At 63.0% G+C, this 20814-nt stretch carries 18 protein-coding genes; 6 read left to right on the forward strand and 12 right to left on the reverse strand.

What is annotated here, in order from left to right:
- Positions 1-125: 125 nt before the first annotated feature.
- The 11 genes from lnt to PTE30175_RS24685 all read right to left on the reverse strand — a co-directional run bounded on the left by lnt (position 126) and on the right by PTE30175_RS24685 (position 10452).
- A complete protein-coding gene (lnt, locus tag PTE30175_RS24640) occupies positions 126-1733 on the reverse strand; it encodes an apolipoprotein N-acyltransferase (protein ID WP_263596299.1) in 1608 nt (535 codons plus the stop codon).
- A complete protein-coding gene (locus PTE30175_RS24645; protein WP_150699705.1) occupies positions 1723-2589 on the reverse strand; it encodes an HlyC/CorC family transporter in 867 nt (288 codons plus the stop codon). The genes lnt and PTE30175_RS24645 overlap by 11 nt, the downstream gene beginning before the upstream one ends.
- Positions 2590-2655: 66 nt before the next feature.
- Positions 2656-3390: a gamma-glutamylcyclotransferase gene (locus tag PTE30175_RS24650; protein ID WP_150699706.1), complete on the reverse strand. Its 735-nt coding sequence runs from the start codon at positions 3388-3390 to the stop codon at positions 2656-2658.
- Positions 3391-3420: 30 nt separating this feature from the next.
- Positions 3421-3894: an rRNA maturation RNase YbeY gene (gene ybeY / locus PTE30175_RS24655; protein WP_150699707.1), complete on the reverse strand. Its 474-nt coding sequence runs from the start codon at positions 3892-3894 to the stop codon at positions 3421-3423.
- Positions 3891-4961: a PhoH family protein gene (locus tag PTE30175_RS24660; RefSeq protein WP_420819676.1), complete on the reverse strand. Its 1071-nt coding sequence runs from the start codon at positions 4959-4961 to the stop codon at positions 3891-3893. Before PTE30175_RS24660 ends, ybeY begins: the two co-directional genes overlap by 4 nt.
- 50 nt (positions 4962-5011) lie before the next feature.
- Complete coding sequence (gene miaB / locus PTE30175_RS24665) at positions 5012-6355, reverse strand: tRNA (N6-isopentenyl adenosine(37)-C2)-methylthiotransferase MiaB (RefSeq protein ID WP_150699709.1); 1344 nt, start codon at positions 6353-6355, stop codon at positions 5012-5014.
- A gap of 231 nt (positions 6356-6586) precedes the next feature.
- Entirely contained in the window at positions 6587-7468 is an 882-nt protein-coding gene (locus tag PTE30175_RS24670; protein WP_224788957.1) for a metal ABC transporter solute-binding protein, Zn/Mn family, read from the reverse strand.
- Between the two features lie 60 nt (positions 7469-7528).
- Positions 7529-8392, reverse strand: a complete 864-nt coding sequence (locus PTE30175_RS24675; RefSeq protein WP_150699711.1) for a metal ABC transporter permease — start codon at positions 8390-8392, stop codon at positions 7529-7531.
- A complete protein-coding gene (locus PTE30175_RS24680) occupies positions 8382-9077 on the reverse strand; it encodes a metal ABC transporter ATP-binding protein (RefSeq protein WP_191629200.1) in 696 nt (231 codons plus the stop codon). Before PTE30175_RS24680 ends, PTE30175_RS24675 begins: the two co-directional genes overlap by 11 nt.
- On the reverse strand, positions 9074-9196 hold the full coding sequence (locus tag PTE30175_RS29010) for a hypothetical protein (protein WP_263596300.1): 123 nt from the start codon (positions 9194-9196) through the stop codon (positions 9074-9076). The genes PTE30175_RS24680 and PTE30175_RS29010 overlap by 4 nt, the downstream gene beginning before the upstream one ends.
- The gene (locus PTE30175_RS24685) at positions 9193-10452 is read right to left on the reverse strand and encodes a GTP-binding protein (protein WP_150699713.1); all 1260 of its coding nucleotides are present in this window, start codon (positions 10450-10452) and stop codon (positions 9193-9195) included. Before PTE30175_RS24685 ends, PTE30175_RS29010 begins: the two co-directional genes overlap by 4 nt.
- Positions 10453-11464: 1012 nt before the next feature.
- Between PTE30175_RS24685 and PTE30175_RS24690 the strand changes: the two genes are divergently transcribed.
- From PTE30175_RS24690 to PTE30175_RS24705, 4 genes are read left to right on the forward strand one after another with little or no spacing between them, the layout of a single operon-like run.
- Complete coding sequence (locus PTE30175_RS24690; protein WP_150699714.1) at positions 11465-13387, forward strand: PrkA family serine protein kinase; 1923 nt, start codon at positions 11465-11467, stop codon at positions 13385-13387.
- Between the two features lie 23 nt (positions 13388-13410).
- On the forward strand, positions 13411-14673 hold the full coding sequence (locus PTE30175_RS24695; protein ID WP_150699715.1) for a YeaH/YhbH family protein: 1263 nt from the start codon (positions 13411-13413) through the stop codon (positions 14671-14673).
- A 30-nt stretch (positions 14674-14703) separates the two neighbouring features.
- Complete coding sequence (locus PTE30175_RS24700) at positions 14704-16242, forward strand: SpoVR family protein (RefSeq protein ID WP_150699716.1); 1539 nt, start codon at positions 14704-14706, stop codon at positions 16240-16242.
- A gap of 21 nt (positions 16243-16263) precedes the next feature.
- On the forward strand, positions 16264-16674 hold the full coding sequence (locus tag PTE30175_RS24705) for a VOC family protein (RefSeq protein ID WP_150699717.1): 411 nt from the start codon (positions 16264-16266) through the stop codon (positions 16672-16674).
- Positions 16675-16750: 76 nt separating this feature from the next.
- Here PTE30175_RS24705 and PTE30175_RS24710 read toward each other — a convergent pair whose 3' ends face one another.
- The gene (locus tag PTE30175_RS24710) at positions 16751-18118 is read right to left on the reverse strand and encodes a GGDEF domain-containing protein (RefSeq protein ID WP_191629201.1); all 1368 of its coding nucleotides are present in this window, start codon (positions 18116-18118) and stop codon (positions 16751-16753) included.
- 957 nt (positions 18119-19075) lie between these two features.
- On the opposite strand from PTE30175_RS24710, the gene PTE30175_RS24715 reads away from it, so the two are divergent.
- Together PTE30175_RS24715 and PTE30175_RS24720 are read left to right on the forward strand one after the other, a co-directional pair.
- Entirely contained in the window at positions 19076-19807 is a 732-nt protein-coding gene (locus tag PTE30175_RS24715) for an ABC transporter permease (RefSeq protein WP_150699719.1), read from the forward strand.
- Positions 19808-19910: 103 nt separating this feature from the next.
- Complete coding sequence (locus PTE30175_RS24720; protein ID WP_150699720.1) at positions 19911-20807, forward strand: glycine betaine ABC transporter substrate-binding protein; 897 nt, start codon at positions 19911-19913, stop codon at positions 20805-20807.
- Positions 20808-20814: the final 7 nt, after the last annotated feature.

The raw sequence follows: 20814 nt of genomic DNA on the forward strand, positions 1-20814 counted from the left end.
ATGTGGCGATGCCCGCCGGTCCGGCCGCGATCGCGGACCGGCGGGCTAAAACGTTGAATTTTAGCGGGATTTCTCCTCGCGTGGGGTGTTACGCCCCAATCCGCCGCCCGATACCGGTCCGAAACTCAGGGCGCGGCCGCGGCTTTGCGGCGGCGGGCGGCGATTCCGGCGCCCAGGAGCGCCAGCACGGCCAATCCCAACGCCGGGAGATTCCCGAAGCGTACGTAAGGCGTTAAGCCCCGGGTGGGCTGAACGTGCCCGGTCAGTGCGCCGGTGGTGAACGCCGGCAGACGGGCCTGTACGCGGCCCCGGGCGTCGACGATCGCGGTAGCGCCGGTGTTCGTCGCCCGCAGTATCGGACGGCCGGTTTCCAGCGTGCGCATGCGCGAAATCTGCAAATGCTGGTCGATCGCGATGGTGTCGCCGAACCATGCCAGATTGGTCGAATTGACCAGCATCGAGGCCGGTTCAGGCATATTGCGCAGTGCCTGGGCGATTTCCTCGCCGAACAGATCCTCGTAGCAGATATCGAGCGCGGCACGCTGGGTGCCAATGGCGAAGCCGCTCGGCGTGGCCGACCCGCGCAGGAAATCTCCCAGCGGGATATGCATCATGTCGACGAACCAGCGAAACCCCCACGGCACGAACTCGCCGAACGGCACTAGATGGTGCTTGTCATAGCGGTGCAGGGTCGTGTCGTTCGGCGTCACGCCGATCAGGCTGTTGGTCAGGTCGACGGCAAGCCCTGCGGGCGTGATCGTTGCGCCGACGGTGCCGATAAGCAGGTGCGAGCCGGTACGGTCGGCAAACTGGCGCAGCGGGCCGGAAACGTCGTCCGGAATCTGCTGGAGCAGCACCGGGAAGGCCGTTTCCGGCGTGACGATGAGGTCGGCCGGGGTGGCCGTGATGAGGTCGCGATAAAGCCGCATCCCGTGTTCGATGCCGGCGCGCTCGAACTTCATGTCCTGCGGGATATTGCCTTGCAGAAGACGCACGGTGATCGGCGCGCCGGACGGGCTCGTCCAGGCGTGGCGGCTGAGTGCAACGCCGGCAGCGAGGACGAGAAAGGCGCCGCCCGCCGCAGCAATGCGCCGCCGTACGACCGCCGCCGCCGTGTCGAGGGGCAGGACGAGCTGTGCCAGCAGTGCTGCGGTCAACGCGGCGAGACCGCCGATACCGTAGACGCCGAGCAGCGGCGCGAAGCCGGCGAGCGGGCCGTCCGTGTGCGCATAGCCCGGAGAGAGCCACGGGAAGCCGGTGAAAACGACGCCGCGCAGCCATTCGAACACGGTCCACGCGCCTGCGAACGCCATTGCACGCGGGAATCCGGCGGCAGGCACGGCCCGCGTGACGGCCGCGACCGCCGCCGGGTAAATCGACAGATAGGCGCCGAACAGCACGACGGCGAGCCCGGCCATCGGCGCGGGCATGCCGCCGTATGTGTGCATGCTGACGTACAGCCACCAGACGCCCGCGATGAACCAGGCCAGTCCGAACGCGGCGCCCAGCCACGCGGCCTGCCGGCGGCCGGCGGTGCGCTCGATCAGCGCAAACAGGCCGGCCTGTGCGATCAGTTGCAGCCACCACCAGTCGCGCGGCGCGAAGGCGAGCATGTGGGCGATGCCGGCCGCTCCGGCAAGGGCGCAGGTGCGCCAGGCCGGGCGCGCGCGGCCGCGTGGCACGCCTGCGGCAGTCGTTATTTCCTGCATCGGACGCGGGGCGTCAATCGTCATTGGCCGTCGCGCCGGGTTCGGCGCGGCGCATCAGCAGCATATGGATCTGGCGGCCGTCGGCGCGCAACACTTCAAACATCAGATTGCCGATGCGCAGCCGTTCACCACGGCGCGGCACGCGGCCGAACTGGTGCGTGATCATGCCGCCGAGGGTATCGTTTTCGTCATCGTGGAACTGTGTGCCGAAGGCCTCGTTGAACTGCGAGATTTCGGTGAGCGCGCGAATCCGGTAGGTGCCGTCGGGCGCGGCGATGATATTGTCTTCTTCCTCTTCGAAGTCGTATTCGTCTTCGATATCGCCGACGATCTGCTCGAGCACGTCTTCGATCGTGATCAGGCCGGCGACGCCGCCGTATTCGTCGACGACGATCGCGATGTGGTTGCGATTGACGCGGAAGTCGTGCAGCAGCACGTTCAGGCGCTTCGATTCCGGGATGAAGACGGCCGGGCGCAACATGTCGCGCACGTCGAAATCTTCGTTGGCGTAAAAGCGCAGCAGATCCTTCGCGAGCAGGATGCCGATGATGTTGTCGCGATTGCCCTCAAACACCGGATAGCGCGAGTGCGCCTGCTCCAGCGCGAAGGCCATGAATTCCTCGGGGGATTCCGCGATGTTGATCGCGTCCATCTGTGCCCGGGGGACCATGATGTCGCGCGCGCACAGATCGGCCACCTGGAACACACCCTCGATCATCGCCAGTGAATCGGCGTCCATCAGGTTACGGGCGTGCGCGTCTTGCAGAATTTCGAGCAGTTCGGCGCGCGACTCCGGTTCCGGAGAAATCAGGTCGGTCAGGCGCTCGAGCAGCGAGCGGGGTTTGTCGGAAGACTTTCGACTGGGATAAGGGTCGTTCATGACGGCGCGTCCAGATTGGGCGGACGCCGAGGTTGCAGGAAACTCAAGGATACACTATGCGGCATGTCACAATCGACCGCGGGTTTTCATATTCGGCGCACCGCAGCGGTGCAGGACCGCTTCGAGCGCCGGGTCGGGCATGCCGGCTTCGCGCAGTGCCCTCACGGTACGGGCCACGTAATCGTGGGTCGTGCCGTAGCGGCCCTGGGCCTGCGTAAACACCTGACGAATCATGTCGTCGGACAGCCGGCCCGCATAGCTGGCGACGTCGCGGCGCATGACGAAGGCCAGCGCGGGGGTCGTTCGTCCATCGGCAAGCGCGCAGTGCAGCCACGCGGGGCGGTAGGAGCCCAGCGCCATTTCGCGGTGCCATAGCGTCTCCAGGTGGGCGCGCACCGTGGGCGCCGCGAGCCGCAGCGCCACGCCGGCGCACGAACCGCCGCGATCGAGGGCGAGTACGAGGCCCGGATGTTCCGGCGTGCCGCGATTGACGCGCGACCAAAGGTACAGGCCGCGGTGATAGCCGAACACGCGCGCGTGCAGGTTTTCCTCGACCGGCACGCCCGGATTCCAGATCAGCGAACCGTAGGCGAAAAGCCAGAGATCCTGCTTGCCGTTCCAGCCGCGCAGCGCGGCGTCGAGCGACTTCGACAGTTCCTCGGGACTGAGATGACGGGCGTGGCCGAGATCGGGCGGATAGTGCTCGGCATGCGGGCCGGACGTCGGACGCACGGTGTCCTGTGCGAGTGCCGTCGTGGCCGGCGGGAGAGGGGCAGAGCGGTCGTTCGGCGGTCGTTCCATGCGGTGGCGGTGAGCGGCTCAGGGCGGCGATTAAGCAGCAGCAATCGGTTGGTACGGGTCAGCATAGCCGAGGACGGCGAGAATTTCCGTTTCGAGGGCTTCCATTTCGGCCGCGTCCTCGTCGTCTTCATGATCGTACCCCTGCGCGTGCAAAACCCCATGCACGACCAGATGAGCATAATGCGCTTCGAGCGTGATCTTCTGTTCCGAGGCTTCACGCGCGACGACCGGACAGCACAGCACGATATCGCCGCTGACCGGGTCGTCTTCGCTCTGCGCGTAGGCGAATGTCAGCACGTTGGTGGCGTAATCCTTGCCGCGATAGCTGCGGTTAAGCGACTGGCCTTCGTCGGCGTCGACGAACCGCAGCGTCAGTTCCGCGTCGGCAAACAGCGCGGCCTGCACCCAGCGGCGCAGGGCGGCACGCCCCAGCACTGCCTTGTGCCCGGCGAACGCGGGCGCGGCGAATTGCACCGTCAGATCGAGGCCGGGACGGCGGCTCATGCCTGGCCCCGGCCATCGCGGCGCACGCGGCGGTCGCCATGACCGTTGTCCGGCAGGTCGAGCCCGGCTTCAAGGCGCGCATGGGCGTCGTAGGCATCGACGATTCTGGCCACCAGCGGGTGACGGACGACGTCAACGCTGGTGAAGCGCGTGACGGCAATGCCACGGACATCTTTCAGAATTATCTGAGATTCCATCAACCCGCTTTTCTGGCCGCGGGGCAGGTCGACCTGCGTCGTATCGCCGGTCACGACGGCTTTGCTGCCGAAGCCGATGCGGGTGAGGAACATCTTCATCTGTTCGGGCGTGGTGTTCTGCGCTTCGTCCAGGATGATGAAGGCATGATTGAGCGTGCGGCCGCGCATGTAGGCGAGCGGCGCGATCTCGATCATCTGTTTCTCGAAATACTTCTGGGTCTTGTCGAAGCCGAGCAGGTCGTACAGCGCGTCGTAGAGCGGGCGCAGATACGGGTCGACCTTCTGGGCCAGGTCGCCCGGCAGGAAGCCGAGGCGTTCGCCGGCTTCGACCGCAGGGCGCGTGAGCACGATGCGTTTGACGGCGTCGCGTTCGAGCGCGTCGACGGCGCACGCGACCGCGAGATAGGTCTTGCCGGTGCCGGCCGGACCGATCCCGAACGTGACATCGTGCGACAGGATTTGCTTCAGGTAGTCGCGCTGCGCGGGCGTGCGGCCGTGGAGGTCGCTGCGGCGCGTGTGCAGCACGGGCGAGCCGTCCTGTTCGCCGTCGTCTTCGCCGCCGCCGACGAACGGGTTGTCGTCGCCGTGGCGCACGATCGGCACGTGGCCCTGGCGCGTTTCGACCAGGCCGAGCTGGATGTCGTCGACGGAAAGCGGTTCGGTGGCCCGGTTGTAGAAGCTTTCGAGCGCCTGCACCGTGATCGCGGCACTTCTGCCGCGCACCGTGAAGCGGTTGCCGCGCCGCGAAATCGACACGTCGAGCGCCTGTTCGATTTGCCGCAGGTTTTCATCGAGCGGGCCGCACAGATTGGCGAGCCGGCGGTTGTCGTCGCGCGGGGCGGTAAAGTCTTGGGCAGGCAGTTTCAAGATGGTCGCGGGGCGCCTTTGTCTGAGTTACGTTACCAGGTTTTCGGGTGCGGTCAATGCTTCGCGACGAGTTCGCCGCGCAACGAGTGCGGGTAGGCGTACGTGATGACAACGTCGGCCATCTGCCCTATCCGCGCGGCGTGTTGGGCCTGGCTGACAGGGAAATTGACGACCCGGTTGTTTTCCGTGCGGCCCTGAAGTTCGTTGTCGTCCTTGCGGGACAAGCCTTCCACCAGGATACGCTGACGCGAGCCGACCATGCTTTCGCTGATGCGCGCGACGTTGGCCTCGATGGTCGCCTGAAGGTGCTGCAACCGGCGCAGCTTGACTTCGCGCGGCGTGTCGTCGTGCAGGTTCGCGGCGGGGGTGCCGGGTCGCGGGCTGTAGATGAACGAGAAGCTGGTGTCGTACCCGATATCTTCGATCATGGCCATGAGCTTGTCGAAGTCCTCTTCGGTCTCGCCGGGAAAGCCGACGATAAAGTCGGACGACATGGACATGTCCGGGCGCACCTGGCGCAGGCGGCGGATGATCGACTTGTATTCGAGCACGGTGTAGCCGCGCTTCATGCCCGAAAGTACGCGGTCCGAGCCGTGCTGGACGGGCAGATGCAGGTGACTCACGAGTTTCGGCACGCGGGCATAGGTATCGATGAGGCGCTGCGTGAATTCCTTGGGGTGGCTGGTGGTGTAACGAATGCGCTCGATGCCGGGGACTTCCGCGACGTACTCGATCAACAGCGCAAAATCGGCGATTTCCCCGTCAGCCATCAGGCCGCGATAGGCGTTGACGTTCTGGCCCAGCAGCGTGACTTCGCGCACGCCCTGTTCGGCGAGGCCTGCGATTTCCGTCAACACATCGTCGAACGGACGCGACACTTCATCGCCGCGCGTGTACGGCACCACGCAATAGCTGCAATACTTCGAGCAACCTTCCATGATGGAGACGAACGCCGTCGGACCCTCCACCCTGGCGGGCGGCAGATGGTCGAATTTCTCGATCTCGGGGAAGCTGATATCCACTTGCGAGCGGCCGCTCTGACGGCGCGCTTCCAGCATTTGCGGCAGACGATGGAGCGTTTGCGGCCCGAACACGACGTCGACGTATGGCGCGCGCTGCACAATCGCCGCACCCTCCTGGCTGGCGACGCATCCGCCGACGCCAATCATCAGATCCGGCTTGAGTTCCTTCAGCGCACGCATGCGGCCCAGGTCGGAGAACACTTTCTCCTGAGCTTTTTCCCGTACCGAACACGTGTTGAACAGGATGACGTCTGCGTCTTCCGGCGTGTCCGTCTTTTCGAGACCCTCGGCCGCGCCGAGTACGTCGGCCATCTTGTCCGAATCGTACTCGTTCATCTGACAGCCGAACGTCTTGATGTAAATCTTCTTAGCCATATATTTCGCGCCGATCGCAGTGGTTGACCTGGGGGCGTCCGTAAAAAGCCGATGTCTTCGGGGGTGAACCGGCATGGCGCCGGGGCCGGCGGGTCCACCGGCGAAGGGCATTATTATACCGCTGCGGGCGCAAGGGGATGGCGCGCCTGGCGGCAGGCCGCGGCTTCGCCCCCGTGAACGGCGCGCGGCGCGGCCGGCGGGCACGGGCGCCGGCCGGCCGGGACATTCCGATTACCGGTCGTCTTTCATCGCGGCAGCGATCGCCCGGATGTTGTGCTGGAACAACTGAAGGTAAGTGGACGCTTCCTGATTTTGCGACAAGGCGTCCGAGTACAGCTTCCCGTCGACTTGAACCTTCGCGTCGTGCGCAATGCGTTCGATGAGGCGCGGATTGGTGATGTTTTCCATGAACACGGCCTTCACGCCTGTCGTGCGGATCACGCGGATCAGCTTGGCGACGTCGCGCGCGCTGGCTTCGCTTTCCGTCGACACGCCTTCCGGGGCCAGGAAGCGGATGTCGAAGCGCTCGCCGAGGTAGCCGAATGCGTCATGCGACGTCAGCACGACGCGGCGCGTCGGCGAAATCGGCGCCAGTTGTTTGCGCGCCCAGGTGATCAGGTCGTCGAGGGCCAGTTCGTAGTTCTTCGCACGCTCGGCGTAGTAAGTCTTGCCGGCAGGATCCGCTTCCGTCAGCGCGTCGCGGATGCGCGTGACCATCGCCTTTGCCAGCGCCGGGTCCTGGAACATGTGCGGGTCCGTGACCAGCTTGCCCTGATCCCGCGTGGTGCGCGGCTTCAGCCCTTCCGTCACCTCGACCACGCGGCCGGTGTAATGACTGGCCTTGCGCAGGCGCGGCATCCAGCCTTCGAAACCCAGCCCGTTGATGAAGAAGACCTTCGTCGCGGTGAGTTTGCCGATATCGGCCGGCGTGGGCTCGTAGACGTGCGCGTCCTGGTCCGGCCCGACGAGCGTCGTCAGATCGATACGGTCGCCGCCGACGGCGCGCACGAGATCGCCGAGAATGCTGAAGCTCGCGCTTACCGGCAACCGGACGTCCTGCGCATTCGCTACGCCCGGGATTACCAGCGCAGCCACAAGCAACGACCCGGTCATCCAGGCTTTCGCCTCCCGCAATGCGCGGTTTACCCCTCCAAACATTCCGTTCCCCCTAGGTCAAAGCGCCGGCGCGTGCGAGCGTCCCTGCGCGGTCAACAAGGCCGCCACGTAGGCAATCCCTGCGGTCAATACGATGGCCGGCCCCGACGGACAAGCCAGATAATACGAAATGAGCAGGCCAATCACGCACGACGCACTGGCCACGAGCCACGCCGCCAGCAGCATGCCCGGCAAGGTGCGCGCCATCAAGCGCGCCGTCGCCGCGGGCAACATCATCAGCCCGACGGCCATCAGTGTACCCATGGCCTGAAAACCGGCCACGAGATTCATCACGGTCAACACCGTAAAGCCCAGGTGGTAGCGCAACACGGTCCCGCCTTGCCCCAGGAACGACGGATCGGCGCTGTCCAGGACCAGCCCGCGATAATGCCAGCCAAACCACAGCAGCGTGACGGTGGCAATCGCTGCGACCAGGATCAGCGATGCATCGTCGACCGCCAGCACTGAGCCGAACAGCAAATGCATCAGGTCGACGCTGTTGCCCCATTTGGAGACGATCACCACGCCGGCCGCCAGCGCCAGCAGATAAAAGCCCGCGAACGAGGCGCCTTCGTCGAGTTTCGTCAGCCGGCTCGACAATCCCGCCAGCAACGCAACCAGCAATCCGGCCATCATGCCGCCGCCCGCCATCCAGGGCAGTGACAACCCGCCAACCAGGTACCCGATCGCCGCACCCGGCAATACGGCGTGCGACAGGGCGTCGCCCATCAGGCTCATGCGGCGCAAAATCAGGAAAACGCCCACCGGGGTGCAACCGATCGCCAGGGCCAAGCCGCCGACCAGGGCGTGCCGCATGAAGTCGAATTCGGCAAACGGCGCGATGACCTGCGTGAACGGTGCCAGCAACGCGTCAGGCGACATGGTCCGCCTCCGGGGGAAAGTAGGTGAATCCCGGCAGCGCGGCGTGCGCAAGACAGTCCTGCGGCCGGCCCGAGGCCGTCAGCCGGCCCGCCAGGACGACAACATGGGCGAAGCGTTCCAGGACCAGCGGCAGGTCATGCAACACGGCCACCACGGTGCGGCCCTCATTGCGCCATTGGTCGAGCAAACTGAGCAACAGTTCCGCCGAAGGGGCGTCGATACCCGTCAACGGTTCATCCAGCAATACATTCGGGGTATCTTCGACGATCAGCCGCGCAAAGCGCGCGCGCTGCCACTGGCCGCCCGACAGGGCATCAAGGGCGTGGCGGCGCTGTGCGGCCAGCCCGACCCGCCCCAAGGCGTCCTGCGCGCGCTGAAATTCATTGTCCTCCAACGCCCGGACATCGCCGGTCCGCCGCCAGGCGCCGGTCAGCACGTATTCTTCCACACTCATCGGGAACCGGTGGTCGGTCTCGGGCCGCTGCGACAGATATGCCACCGCGCCATCCGTCACGATCTGCCCCGACGCGCGCTGCAAACCCGCCAAGGCGCGAAGCAGGGAGGTCTTTCCGCCGCCGTTGGGGCCGACGACCGCGGACAGGCAGCCCGACGAAAACGAGGCGTCCACGCCCTCGAGCGCGACATGCCCGCCGAAGCGGACGGTCAGGTTACGGCAGGCGATCATCCGTCCACCCCCAGCAGCGCCCAGGCGACGAGCGCCCAGAGCGGCACGAGAACGATGAGCGCCAGGGCCATGCGCTGCCAGCCGGCGCGGCGGTACAGCCAGACGGAGAAGCGGATCATCGGGCGGCGCTCGGCGCGGCATTGGCTTGCGCGCCGGCTGGCAAGAGCCTTTCGGCGGGGGCACCCGCCGGGTCAACGCCATTGTCGTTCATATCGGCAAAAAACGATTCCCATTCCGGGAACGGGTCGGCGAGCGCGTCGCGGCCGGCGATTTCCCCGGCGGTGGCAAGGCACGCGTCAAGACGCGCCTGCAGCGTGTCAGCGTCAAGTTGCTGGCCGATGAAAACCAGCTCCTGGCGCGGCGCGCCGAGGACTTCGCCATCGTCGGCCCAACGTCCGGCCGGACCGTGGCGGCATGCGCCACCGGCTTGCGAGAGGCTGCCTGCGTCGGCCGGACGCGTCGCCAGCCAGAAAAATCCCTTGCTGCGCAGCATGCCGCGCCAGTCGCCCTGCAGAAATTCCCAGAAGCGCTGCGGGTGGAATGGCCCGTCGGCCCGATAGACGAAGCTCCCTATCCCGAGCCGCTCCGTTTCCGGGAGATGCTGGCCGTGCAGGCTTTGCAGCCATCCCGGCGCGGCCTCGGCGGCCACGAAGTCGAAGCGGCCGGTGCCCATGACACGGGCCGGATCGACGATGCCGTGCGTCGTGACAATCTGCTCGGCGCGCGGATTGATGGCGCGCAGCACGGCTTGCAGTGCTTCGAGCGCTTCGGGCGCGATGCGGTCGGTCTTGTTGATGACCAGGACGTCGCAGAATTCGGCTTGTTCCACCAGCAACTCCACGACCGTCCGGTCGTCGTCGGCTTCCCCGTCTTCGCCCTGGGCCTCCGGGTCGCGCTCATGCAGACAGGCAGCCCCTCGATAATCGTCGAGAAACCGTTCGGCATCGATCACGGTCACGAGGGTATCCAGTTGCGCGACGTCGGACAGGGTGCGTCCATCGTCCGCGGCAAACGTAAACGTTTCGGCAACGGGCAAGGGTTCGGAAATGCCGGTCGATTCGATCAGCAAATAGTCGAAACGCCCGGCGTCGGCGAGGTCGAGCACAGCGGCGAGCAGGTCGTCGCGCAACGTGCAGCAAATGCACCCGTTGGTGAGTTCGACGAGATCGGCCGCCGGCGTGGCGCCGTCGGCCTGCCGCACCAGCGCCGCGTCAATGTTGATGGACGCCATGTCGTTGACGATCACCGCTACGCGCGGGCCGATTGCCGAGCGCAGCAGATGATTGAGCAGCGTGGTCTTGCCTGCGCCAAGAAAGCCGGACAATACGGTCACCGGCAAGCGTCCGGACGCAACCGGCTGGGAAATGAGGGCCATGGTTATTGCAACACGGTAATAAATGCAACAAAGTTGCATTATTGCACGAATCTCGTGTGCCGGTGTGAACGGGCCGGGTCTTGTGACTAAACGAACCCGCTCCCGCGAAGCGCGCGCCCGGGCGATCGGCGGTAAGCGGTCGCTGAGGGGGAATTCAGGGTTTTCCAGCGGTGATCGGACATGCACGTTTTTGCGAACCGGCGTAACATGGGCTTCACGCGTCGCGTTGGCACATTGTTCGCTTCATACCACGTACGCGGAATTTGCAAGTTTCGATGGCGGCCGTCCCGCATGCCGTGCAGGCGAGGCGACCTCTTCCGACAGGAGGCTGATCCGTACATTCGACCGCTCTGCTGATTTTCCCCGTCACGGCGCTTGCGCTTCGATCCCCAACGTCCCGCATCGCCGCCAACCGGATTGGCTTGCGCCCTCACTCCGGTCCGCAGGGAAAATCCATCTCATCGCGCCCACGTCTTCGTTTGCGTCGACGTCGCTGCGGCTCCCACTTTTTTTTTGGAAAGTCTCGTCGCAAGGTGAGAAAAATCATGCGATTCCGATTCGCAGGAAGTTGTATGTAATGGGTTGTAATCCTAATTTGTTTTGAATGGCAAGGAAACGGTCGGCCCGAATGCACAGCGCGCCCATTTCGCTTGTCGAATGCTTTCGAAATGTCGGCGGACGAGCAAAACATGCGCAATGCGTAGATGCTCGGAAACCCTTGTGAAACACGGGTTGACGCGGCGATGAGCGCGTCGCCGCAAATCGTCCAACACGGCTTTTTATTTTGTGCATATGATGAATTACCGGTTGGCTTTTTGGCGTCACAAGTTTAAAGTCAACCTAAACCGATTTTGAGTCGTTCATGTCAGGGAGGGGGCAGTGCGGGCACGTTTCGCGAGGTCGCTCGAACATTCAGTGGGCCACGCCGAAACCAAACGCATCGCCATCCAGTCTTAGGCAGTAGGTGAGCGTCGCATGTGCGATGTTCGCCTGTGAAGCGGGGGTGAGGCATATGGATATTTTCAGCCACTACACGACACGTTTCGACGCGCGCAAGGAAGAGGAATGCAGTATCCAGGAGTATCTGGAGATCTGTAAGAAAGATCCGACCGCGTATGCCACTGCGGCTGAACGGATGTTGCGTGCGATCGGCGAGCCGGAGCTTGTGGACACTCACCACGATCCGCGCCTGTCCCGGTTGTTTTCCAACAAGATCATCAAGATATATCCGGCATTCCGCGACTTCTACGGCATGGAGGACACGATCGAACAGATCGTTTCGTTCTTCAAGCACGCGGCGCAGGGGCTGGAAGAGCGCAAACAGATCCTGTACCTGCTCGGACCTCCGGGCGGCGGCAAGTCGTCGCTGGCCGAGAAACTGAAGGCCTTGATGGAAGAAGTGCCCATCTACAGCCTGAAGGGTTCGCCGGTGCACGAATCTCCGCTGGGGCTGTTCTCGCCCGGCGAGGACGCCCGCATTCTCGAAGAGGATTACGGCATACCGTCGCGCTATCTGAATTCGATCCCGTCGCCATGGGCGGCCAAGCGTTTGCGCGAATTCAACGGCGATATCACCAAGTTCCGCGTGGTGAAGACGCGGCCGTCGGTGTTGAACCAGATTGCCATCTCCAAGACGGAGCCGGGCGACGAAAACAACCAGGACATCTCGTCGCTGGTCGGCAAGGTCGACATCCGCAAGCTGGAGGAATTCCCGCAGGATGACCCGGATGCATATTCGTACTCCGGCGGCCTGTGCCTGGCCAATCGCGGCCTGCTCGAATTCGTTGAAATGTTCAAGGCGCCGATCAAGGTGCTGCACCCGTTGCTGACGGCAACCCAGGAAGGCAACTACAAGGGCACCGAGGGTTTCGGCGCGATTCCGTTCGACGGCATCGTGCTCGCGCACTCGAACGAAGCCGAGTGGCAGGCCTTCAAGAGCAACCGCAACAACGAGGCATTCCTCGACCGGATCTACATCGTCAAGGTGCCGTACTGCCTGCGCGTGACCGACGAAGTGAAGATCTACGAGAAGCTGGTGAAGTTCAGTTCGCTCGCCAACGCGCCGAGGGCGCCGAACGTTCTCAAGATGATGGCGCAGTTCGCCGTGCTTACCCGCCTCAAGGAGCCGGAGAACTCGAACATTTTCTCGAAGGTGCGCGTCTATGACGGCGAGAACCTCAAGGATATCGATCCGAAAGCAAAGTCGTATCAGGAGTACCGCGATTATGCCGGCGTCGACGAGGGCATGACGGGGTTGTCCACCCGATTCGCCTTCAAGGTGCTGTCGAAGGTCTTCAACTTCGATAACACAGAAGTCGCCGCGAATCCGGTGCACATGCTCTATGTCCTCGAGCAACAGATCGAGCGTGAACAGTTCCCGTCGGAACTCGAGAAGCGTTACCTCGCCTACATCAAGGAGTATCTGACCGCCCCGTTTGTCGAGTTCATCGGCAAGGAGATCCAGACGGCCTACCTGGAGTCGTATTCCGAGTACGGCCAGAACATCTTCGACCGCTACGTCAACTTCGCCGATTTGTGGATCCAGGACCAGGAATACCGCGATCCGAATACCGGCGAGATTCTCGATCGCACGGCGCTCAACGATGAACTGGAGAAAGTCGAAAAGCCGGCGGGTATCACCAACCCGAAAGACTTCCGCAACGAGATCGTCAACTTCGTCCTGCGGGCGCGCGCCAGCAACGCCGGCAAGAACCCGCTCTGGACCAGTTACGAGAAGCTGCGGGCGGTGATCGAAAAACGCATGTTCTCCACGACGGAGGATCTGCTGCCGGTGATCTCGTTCAACGCCAAATCGTCCAAGGAGGACCAGGAAAAGCACGCCAACTTCGTCAACCGAATGGTGGAAAAAGGCTATACCCCGAAGCAGGTTCGCCTGCTCGTGGAATGGTACCTGCGCGTGCGCAAATCGTCGTGAGTCAGTAGCCAGTCGGGGCCAATATGTCCGCGATCATCGACAGACGCGAAAACGGCAAGAACAAAAGCGCGATCAATCAGCAGCGCTTCATCAAGCGCTACCGCGACCAGATACGGCGCGCGGTAGCGAAGGCGGTGGCTGGCCGTAAGATCACCGACATCGATGGCAGCGGACAGGTCTCGATTCCGGTCAAGGACATCTCGGAACCTTTGTTCCACCACGGACACGGCGGGAAGCGGGAGATGGTGCATCCCGGCAACCGCGAGTTCGTGGTGGGCGACAACTTCGAACGTCCGCCGCCGCAGGGCGGAGGCGGCGGCAGCCGCGCCAGCGATTCGGGCGAAGGCGAAGATGATTTCGTCTTCAATCTGTCGCGCGAAGAATTCCTCAAGTTCTTTTTCGAGGACATGGCGCTGCCCGATCTGGCCAAGCGCCGGTTGGCGCAGGTTCCGGAGTTCCGCAAGATCCGGGCGGGGTATTCGATCGACGGCACGCCATCCAACTTGAACGTGATCCGCACGATGCGCAGTTCGCTGGGCCGGCGCATCGCGCTGTCGGCGCCGTACCGCCGCCAGCTGCGTGAGCTCGAGGAAGAGTACGCCGACGTCGTGTCGCGTGAAGGCGATACGTCGCCGCGCGCGATTGCGATCCAGCACGAAATGGTGCATCTGCGCACCCGTGCCGAGGCGATTCCGTATATCGAAAAGCTCGATCTGCGCTACTCGAACCGGATCATGCAGCCGCGCCCGTCGGCGCAGGCGGTCATGTTCTGCCTGATGGACGTGTCCGGGTCGATGGACCAGGCCCGCAAGGATCTGGCCAAGCGATTCTTCATGCTGCTCTATCTGTTCCTGCGCCACAACTATGAACGCATCGATCTGGTCCTGATCCGTCACCACACGACCGCGAAGGAAGTCAATGAAGACGACTTCTTCTATGCGCGGGAGTCGGGCGGAACGGTCGTGTCGAGCGCGCTCAAGCTGATGCTGGAAGTCATCCAGGATCGCTACCCGGTCGGCGAATGGAATATCTACGGCGCACAGGTGTCGGATGGAGACAACTGGGACGGCGATTCGCCGATTTGCCGTGATCTGCTGCAGGACTCGATCATGCCGCTCGTTCAGTACTTCGCGTATATCGAAGTGGCGAGCGCGGAGCCGCAGAATTTGTGGAACGAGTATCTGGCAGTGAAGTCGGGGCATCCGAATTTCGCGATGCAGCGCATCATGGAAGCGGCGGAGATCTATCCGGTGCTGCACGATCTCTTCAAGAAGAAGGCGGCCTAGCCCAGGCCCTGGGGCACAACGGGGGACGCAATGGCGTACATTTCCACCGGATCGGAATGGACTTTCGAACTGATCCAGCGGTATGAGCACGAGATCGCTCGCATCGCGGCGAACTTCAAGCTCGACACCTATCCTAATCAGATCGAGATCATCACCGCCGAGCAAATGCTTGACGCGTATGCCAGCGTCGGCCTGCCCGTCGGCTACCATCACTGGTCGTTCGGCAAGCATTTCCTCGCGTCCGAGCGCGGCTATAAGCGCGGCCAGATGGGGCTCGCGTACGAGATCGTCATCAATTCCAGCCCGTGCATCGCGTATCTGATGGAAGAGAACAGCATGACCATGCAGGCGCTGACGATCGCGCATGCCTGCTATGGCCATAATTCGTTCTTCAAGGGCAACTACCTGTTCCGCACGTGGACCAACGCCGACGCGATCATCGATTACCTGCTGTTCGCGCGCAACTACATCACTGAATGCGAACAGCGCTACGGCGAGCAGCAGGTCGAAGTCCTGCTCGATTCGTGCCACGCGCTGATGAACTATGGCGTCGACCGCTACAAGCGGCCGAAGCGCCTGTCGATGGCGCAGGAACAGGCGCGTCAGAAGGAGCGCGAGAATTATTTGCAGACACAGATCAACGATCTGTGGCGCACGTTGCCGCATCACGTGCTGCACGATGACGACGACGGCCTCGAGCCCGGCGAATCCGAGGAGCCTGCCTTCCCGCCCGAGCCGCAGGAGAACCTGTTGTACTTCTTCGAGAAGAATGCGCCGAAGCTCGCGCCGTGGCAACGCGAAATCGTGCGCATCGTGCGCAAGCTTGCGCAATACTTCTACCCGCAACGCCAGACGAAGGTGATGAACGAAGGCTGGGCGACGTTCTGGCATTACACGATCCTGCAGCAGCTGTACACGGAAAAACTGGTCAACGACGCGTTCATGATGGAGTTCCTGCACGCGCATACCAACGTCGTGTATCAACCGCCGTTCGACAGCCCGTATTACAGCGGACTGAATCCCTACGCGCTGGGCTTTTCGATGTTCCAGGACATCCGCCGCATGTGCGAGGACCCGACCGAGGAAGACCGGCGGTGGGCGCCGGAGATCGCCGGAAGCGACTGGCTGACGACGCTTGATTTTGCGATGCGCAACTTCAAGGACGAGAGTTTCATCCAGCAATTCCTTTCGCCCAAGGTCATCCGCGACCTGAAGTTGTTCTCCGTGCTCGACGACGATCGCGACAGCCGCCTGCGCGTCACGGCGATTCACAACGACAGCGGCTATCGCGCCATTCGCGAAATGCTCGCGCAGCAGCATAATTTGAGCAACCTGGAGCCGAATGTACAAGTCGCGCATGTCGATCTGCACGGCGACCGTTCGCTCACGCTGCGGCATCTGCAAAATGATCGGCGGCCGCTGGACGACAGCTTCGAGGAAGTGCTCAAGCACGTGGCGCGGCTGTGGGGGTTTACGGTGCGCCTCGAAACTGTGTTCGAGGACGGACGCAGCGAAATTACGCATGAGACCAAGGTCGAGAAGCGTAAGCGCTACGCGCTGACGGCGTAAACGTTGCATGAGGATCTTGTCATGAAGGTGCCGATTGTCGGCCTGGATCACGTCGTGTTGCGCACGGCCGACGCGGGCCGCCTGGTCCGCTTCTATACGGAAGTTCTCGGCTGTACGATCGAGCGCACACAGGAAGCGCTGGGTCTGTGGCAGTTGCGAGCAGGGAACGCGCTGATCGACATCACCGACGTGAACGGCCAGATCGGCCGCATGGGCGGCCCGGCGCCACGCCGCGACGGACACAATCTCGATCACTTCTGTCTGCGCGTGGATCCCTGGGATCCGGACGCCATGCGCGCGGCATTCGCCATCCGCGGCGTGTCGCTTGGCGAGACGGCCATGCGCTACGGGGCCGAGGGCGAGGGGCCGTCTTGCTATCTGCAGGATCCCGACGGCAACACCGTCGAACTCAAGGGGCCGCCGGCGAAGTAGGCACCGTGGAATCCACGGCCGTTTGGCACAGCACAGGGCGCCGGGTGCCGCGCACACCGATGCGGGGACGGCGGCATCACGCCGGCATGCTTGCCAGGACGCTCTGATTGCGGCCTTTGTGTTTGGCCTCGTACAACGCCTGATCGGCATTTTCGAGCATCGCGCCGATGATGAACGGCTGGCCCGGCTTCCAAGTTGCGATGCCGACGCTGATCGTGATCGCTTCGCCGTCGTCGTGTGCCTGTTTGGGCAGCATATCGGCGCCGGCGCGCTTGACCGATTCACGAATCCGGTCCGACACGCGCAGCGCCGCGTGCTGGTCGATCTCCGGCAGCACGACGGCAAACTCCTCGCCGCCCAGCCGCACCGCAAAGTCTCTCGGCGTGCGGATGCAATGCTGGATCGTGGCCGCGATTCGCTGCAACACGGCGTCGCCGAACGGGTGGCCGTAGCGATCGTTGACCTGCTTGAAGAAGTCGACGTCGATGATCAAAAGCGACAACGGCCGCTCGTTCTGCTGCGCGCGCTCGGCGACAAGCCGGATCCGGCTGTCGAAATAACGGCGGTTGTAGATGCCGGTGAGCGGATCGATGAACACCTTCTCGACGAGATCGGTGTTCGTGAGCGCGAGCGACTGGTACTGCCGCGTGATTTCCCACATCAATGCCAGCGTCGCGACCCCCGGCGACGCCAGCGCGAGCATGCGTGCGACATACCACGGGTACGAAGTTTCACCCGGCGCGGTCAGTGACAGCAGCACTTCGCACAACGCGAGCGAAAGCACGACCCAGACCAGCAGGAATAATTTGTGCGACAAACGGGTCAGCGCCGCGACGTATAGCCACAACGCCATGTACAGGACAAGCAAGCCGACGCCCGCAAAGCGCTCGACGTTGGCGCCGCCGATGATCGCAGGCGCGCTCATCGTCTTCCCGGCACCGACCAGCGACATCGACACGGCAAACCAAACAACGAGCACAGTCACCCCGTGACGAGCCGCTTCGCGATATCCGGGGCGCTTGTGCGGATCCTGGCATGTGCTGGAATAGCTGCGGGCGCTGAGCCACACATAGCCCGCGAAGCCTGTTTCGCCGGCGATCCACAACCAGAAGGGCGCGCGCGTCACCGCATCTTCGCCGCCGGCCAGCTGATTCGCGAGCAACACGCCCTGCGTGAACATGAGCAGGCCGCGCAACAGGAAGGCACAGCCGAATTGTGCGAAATAGCGCTTGCCGTTATAGAGGAACTGGACGCCCAACAGACAGGCTGTCGACAGATTGAGGATGCCGGCGGCAGAGACGAGGAAGAACGTCAGCAGCGGGTTCACGGGACCGTCGATGGCGCGCGCCATGAAACCTGCCGCGGTCAGCGCGCAACCGGCCACCAGCACGCTGGCGGCAGCGACACGATTCCCCTGCTCAGTTCGACTGATGGTGCTTTTCATCGTTATTATTCGCCGTTCAACGTACGCTGGTTCGTACGGTCCCGCGCGGTTTGCGCGAATCCCGGTCCTCTCATCGGGCCACCGGTGTGCCGCTATCGATCCCGGCCGCCGTGTGCACCCCGCGCTCCCCCGTGGCACTGCAGGCATATCGTCAGGTCACCATGACGTTCCGGTGGCATCTGAGTTACGCGGGAATGACATCCGAGTGACGGTGAAATGACACGGCGGAATGGCAATTCGCTTCTGCAGTGGTCGCGCTAAATGATTGAAAACTAAGATAAACTTCGAAGAATACACCAATTTCTCCGGGCCCGCACCCAAAACCGGATACGCATGCCTGAACGGCGCTCCAAGGCCCGTTCCACGCCATTCCCGCGCCATCGGCGACCGCGCGCATCGCGCAGAACGCGTAAAACGCGCATTTAAAAGAATTCGGTGTATTTGAGAAATCAAAATGCCGTTTCCGTCGTGTTCGCAATCGGCAACTTGATGGGAAGAAATCCCTTGGGCGGCCTACGAGTGGTAAATATTTTGTAGTGCGATATACATAATTGGTTATCTAGGAAATTTCCCAATGCTGAGCTGGCGGGTTGGCATCGACGCACTATCTGTACTAGAATAAAAAATGCCAATCGTTACGGTTGACTAATAAAAAGCGATGCCGATGTTCCTCGTTGCACCGGCATCTGTTCCATCCATGCAATGAGTCTGTGCAGCAAAACATCCGCGCGCTTTCAATAAGCGTGCACCGAGAGGCCCAGGCGCCGATGGCGTCGAAAGCTTGTCTCTCATGTCGCATTGCGCGACGCCTGGTTCGTGTCCGTCGTCTCCCACAGACCTTCGGGGCGTACATATCCATTCGCAAGGCAGCCAACAGTTGTCATGCTGGGGCCTGTTCCCGCCCAAATCGGGCTCGCCATTGCCTTTTGCGTTGGCGCTGCCAACCGTAAAGGGAGTATGAACGTGGCGAAGCAGTATCGTATTTTCGTTCTCGGCATTCTGGCCGTAGCTGCCGCCGTGGCGGGGCTTGTGGCGTGGCTCGGCCTCGGCACGCTGGTCGATTACCAGGAAGAACTTGTGTTTCTCACGCGGCAGCACCTGAAGCTCGTGGGCGGTTCGATGGCGCTGGCCATCGCCACCGGCGTGCCGGCCGGCATCGTCCTGTCGCGGCCGATGTTCGCCCGCCATGCCGAGCGCGCGATGCAACTCTTCAACGTCGGCAACACGCTGCCCTCGCTGGCGGTGCTCGCGCTGTCGATGACAGTGCTCGGCATCGGCGCGGGGCCAGCGATCCTGGCCTTGTGGCTCGCATCGCTGTTGCCGATCGTGCGCAATACCTACGAGGGACTCAAGCAGGTGGCGCCGGCGCAGCGCGAAGCGGCGCGCGGCATGGGCATGCGCCCGCGTCAGGTGCTGCTTCGCGTCGAAATCCCCAATGCCATGCCGGTGATCGTCGGCGGCATTCGCACTGCGCTGACGATCAACGTCGGCACCGCCCCGCTCGCGTTCCTGATCGGCGCGAGCAGCCTCGGCGAGTTGATTTTCCCGGGCATTTATCTCAACGACCCGGTCAAGCTGTTGCTCGGCGCAGCCGGCACCGCATTGCTCGCGCTGACGCTCGACGGCCTGCTGGCATTCGGCAGCCAGATCTGGTTCGCCCGTCACGGCGCTGCGCAGCAAGATACCTGATGGCGGTGCCGGCCCTGTCCGGCGCCGCGCGCCTTCGCCCCGGTGCGTGCAGCGTGCATGCGCCGGTTGCCGCTTTCATCCTTGCCGAAAAAGGAGCCCACACGTGAAGTCCGGATTCACCCGTTTTACCGCTTTCGCCGCCACCGTCTGCAGCCTGGTTGCCTTCGGTCCGGCGCACGCCGCCAAGCTGACCATCGGTGGCAAGAATTTCACCGAGCAGCTCATTCTCTCGAACATGACCGCGCAGTACCTGAGGTCGAAGGGCTACAACGTCGATCTCAAGAATGGACTTGGCTCAGTGGTCTTGCGCCAGGGCATCGAGAGCAAGCAACTCGACATCGTCTGGGAGTACACGGGCACCTCGCTGATCGTCTACAACAAGGTCAACGAGAAGCTCGATCGTCAGCAGACCTATGCACGCGTAAAGGAACTCGATGCCAAGCGCGGCCTCGTCTGGCTGAACCCGGCAAATCTCAACAACACGTACGCCTTCGCGATGCAGAGGAAGCGCGCCGACACGGAGGGCATCAGCACCGTCTCCGATCTCGTGAAGCAACTGGAAAGCAAAAAGGGCATGACGCTTGCCTCCGACATGGAGTTCGTCGGCCGTTCGGACGGCCTGCGCCCGATGCAAAAGCTGTACGACTTCCGTCTGGGGCGAGCAAACATCAAGCAGATGGACCCGGGCCTTGTCTACACATCGCTGCGCGACGGCCTCGTCGACGTCGGTCTCGTCTACACCACGGACGGCCGCAACAAGGGCTTCGACTTGAAGGTGCTCGAAGACGACAAGCACTTCTTCCCGACATATGCGGCAACGCCGGTGGTCCGCAAGCCGGTGCTCGAGGCGAATCCCCAACTGGCCGAACAGCTGAACGCGCTCTCGGCGAAGATCGACGACACCACGATGCGCGATCTGAATGCCAAGGTTGACGTCGACCGCGAGCCGGTCGCGAAAGTTGCCGGTGACTTCCTGAAGGCCCAGGGTCTCGTCAAGTGAGCGGCAA

The organism is Pandoraea terrae (assembly GCF_902459695.1).
GTDB classification, from domain to species: Bacteria; Pseudomonadota; Gammaproteobacteria; order Burkholderiales; family Burkholderiaceae; genus Pandoraea; species Pandoraea terrae.

Excerpts from the sequence above, each read along its gene's own strand:
- lnt (WP_263596299.1), bottom strand. The coding sequence starts at position 1,733 with ATGACGATTGACGCCCCGCGTCCGATGCAGGAAATAACGACTGCCGCA.
- PTE30175_RS24645 (WP_150699705.1), bottom strand. The coding sequence starts at position 2,589 with ATGAACGACCCTTATCCCAGTCGAAAGTCTTCCGACAAACCCCGCTCG.
- PTE30175_RS24650 (WP_150699706.1), bottom strand. The coding sequence starts at position 3,390 with ATGGAACGACCGCCGAACGACCGCTCTGCCCCTCTCCCGCCGGCCACG.
- ybeY (WP_150699707.1), bottom strand. The coding sequence starts at position 3,894 with ATGAGCCGCCGTCCCGGCCTCGATCTGACGGTGCAATTCGCCGCGCCC.
- miaB (WP_150699709.1), bottom strand. The coding sequence starts at position 6,355 with ATGGCTAAGAAGATTTACATCAAGACGTTCGGCTGTCAGATGAACGAG.
- PTE30175_RS24670 (WP_224788957.1), bottom strand. The coding sequence starts at position 7,468 with ATGACCGGGTCGTTGCTTGTGGCTGCGCTGGTAATCCCGGGCGTAGCG.
- PTE30175_RS24675 (WP_150699711.1), bottom strand. The coding sequence starts at position 8,392 with ATGTCGCCTGACGCGTTGCTGGCACCGTTCACGCAGGTCATCGCGCCG.
- PTE30175_RS24680 (WP_191629200.1), bottom strand. The coding sequence starts at position 9,077 with ATGATCGCCTGCCGTAACCTGACCGTCCGCTTCGGCGGGCATGTCGCG.
- PTE30175_RS29010 (WP_263596300.1), bottom strand. The coding sequence starts at position 9,196 with ATGATCCGCTTCTCCGTCTGGCTGTACCGCCGCGCCGGCTGGCAGCGC.
- PTE30175_RS24685 (WP_150699713.1), bottom strand. The coding sequence starts at position 10,452 with ATGGCCCTCATTTCCCAGCCGGTTGCGTCCGGACGCTTGCCGGTGACC.
- PTE30175_RS24690 (WP_150699714.1), top strand. The coding sequence starts at position 11,465 with ATGGATATTTTCAGCCACTACACGACACGTTTCGACGCGCGCAAGGAA.
- PTE30175_RS24695 (WP_150699715.1), top strand. The coding sequence starts at position 13,411 with ATGTCCGCGATCATCGACAGACGCGAAAACGGCAAGAACAAAAGCGCG.
- PTE30175_RS24700 (WP_150699716.1), top strand. The coding sequence starts at position 14,704 with ATGGCGTACATTTCCACCGGATCGGAATGGACTTTCGAACTGATCCAG.
- PTE30175_RS24705 (WP_150699717.1), top strand. The coding sequence starts at position 16,264 with ATGAAGGTGCCGATTGTCGGCCTGGATCACGTCGTGTTGCGCACGGCC.
- PTE30175_RS24710 (WP_191629201.1), bottom strand. The coding sequence starts at position 18,118 with ATGAAAAGCACCATCAGTCGAACTGAGCAGGGGAATCGTGTCGCTGCC.
- PTE30175_RS24715 (WP_150699719.1), top strand. The coding sequence starts at position 19,076 with ATGAACGTGGCGAAGCAGTATCGTATTTTCGTTCTCGGCATTCTGGCC.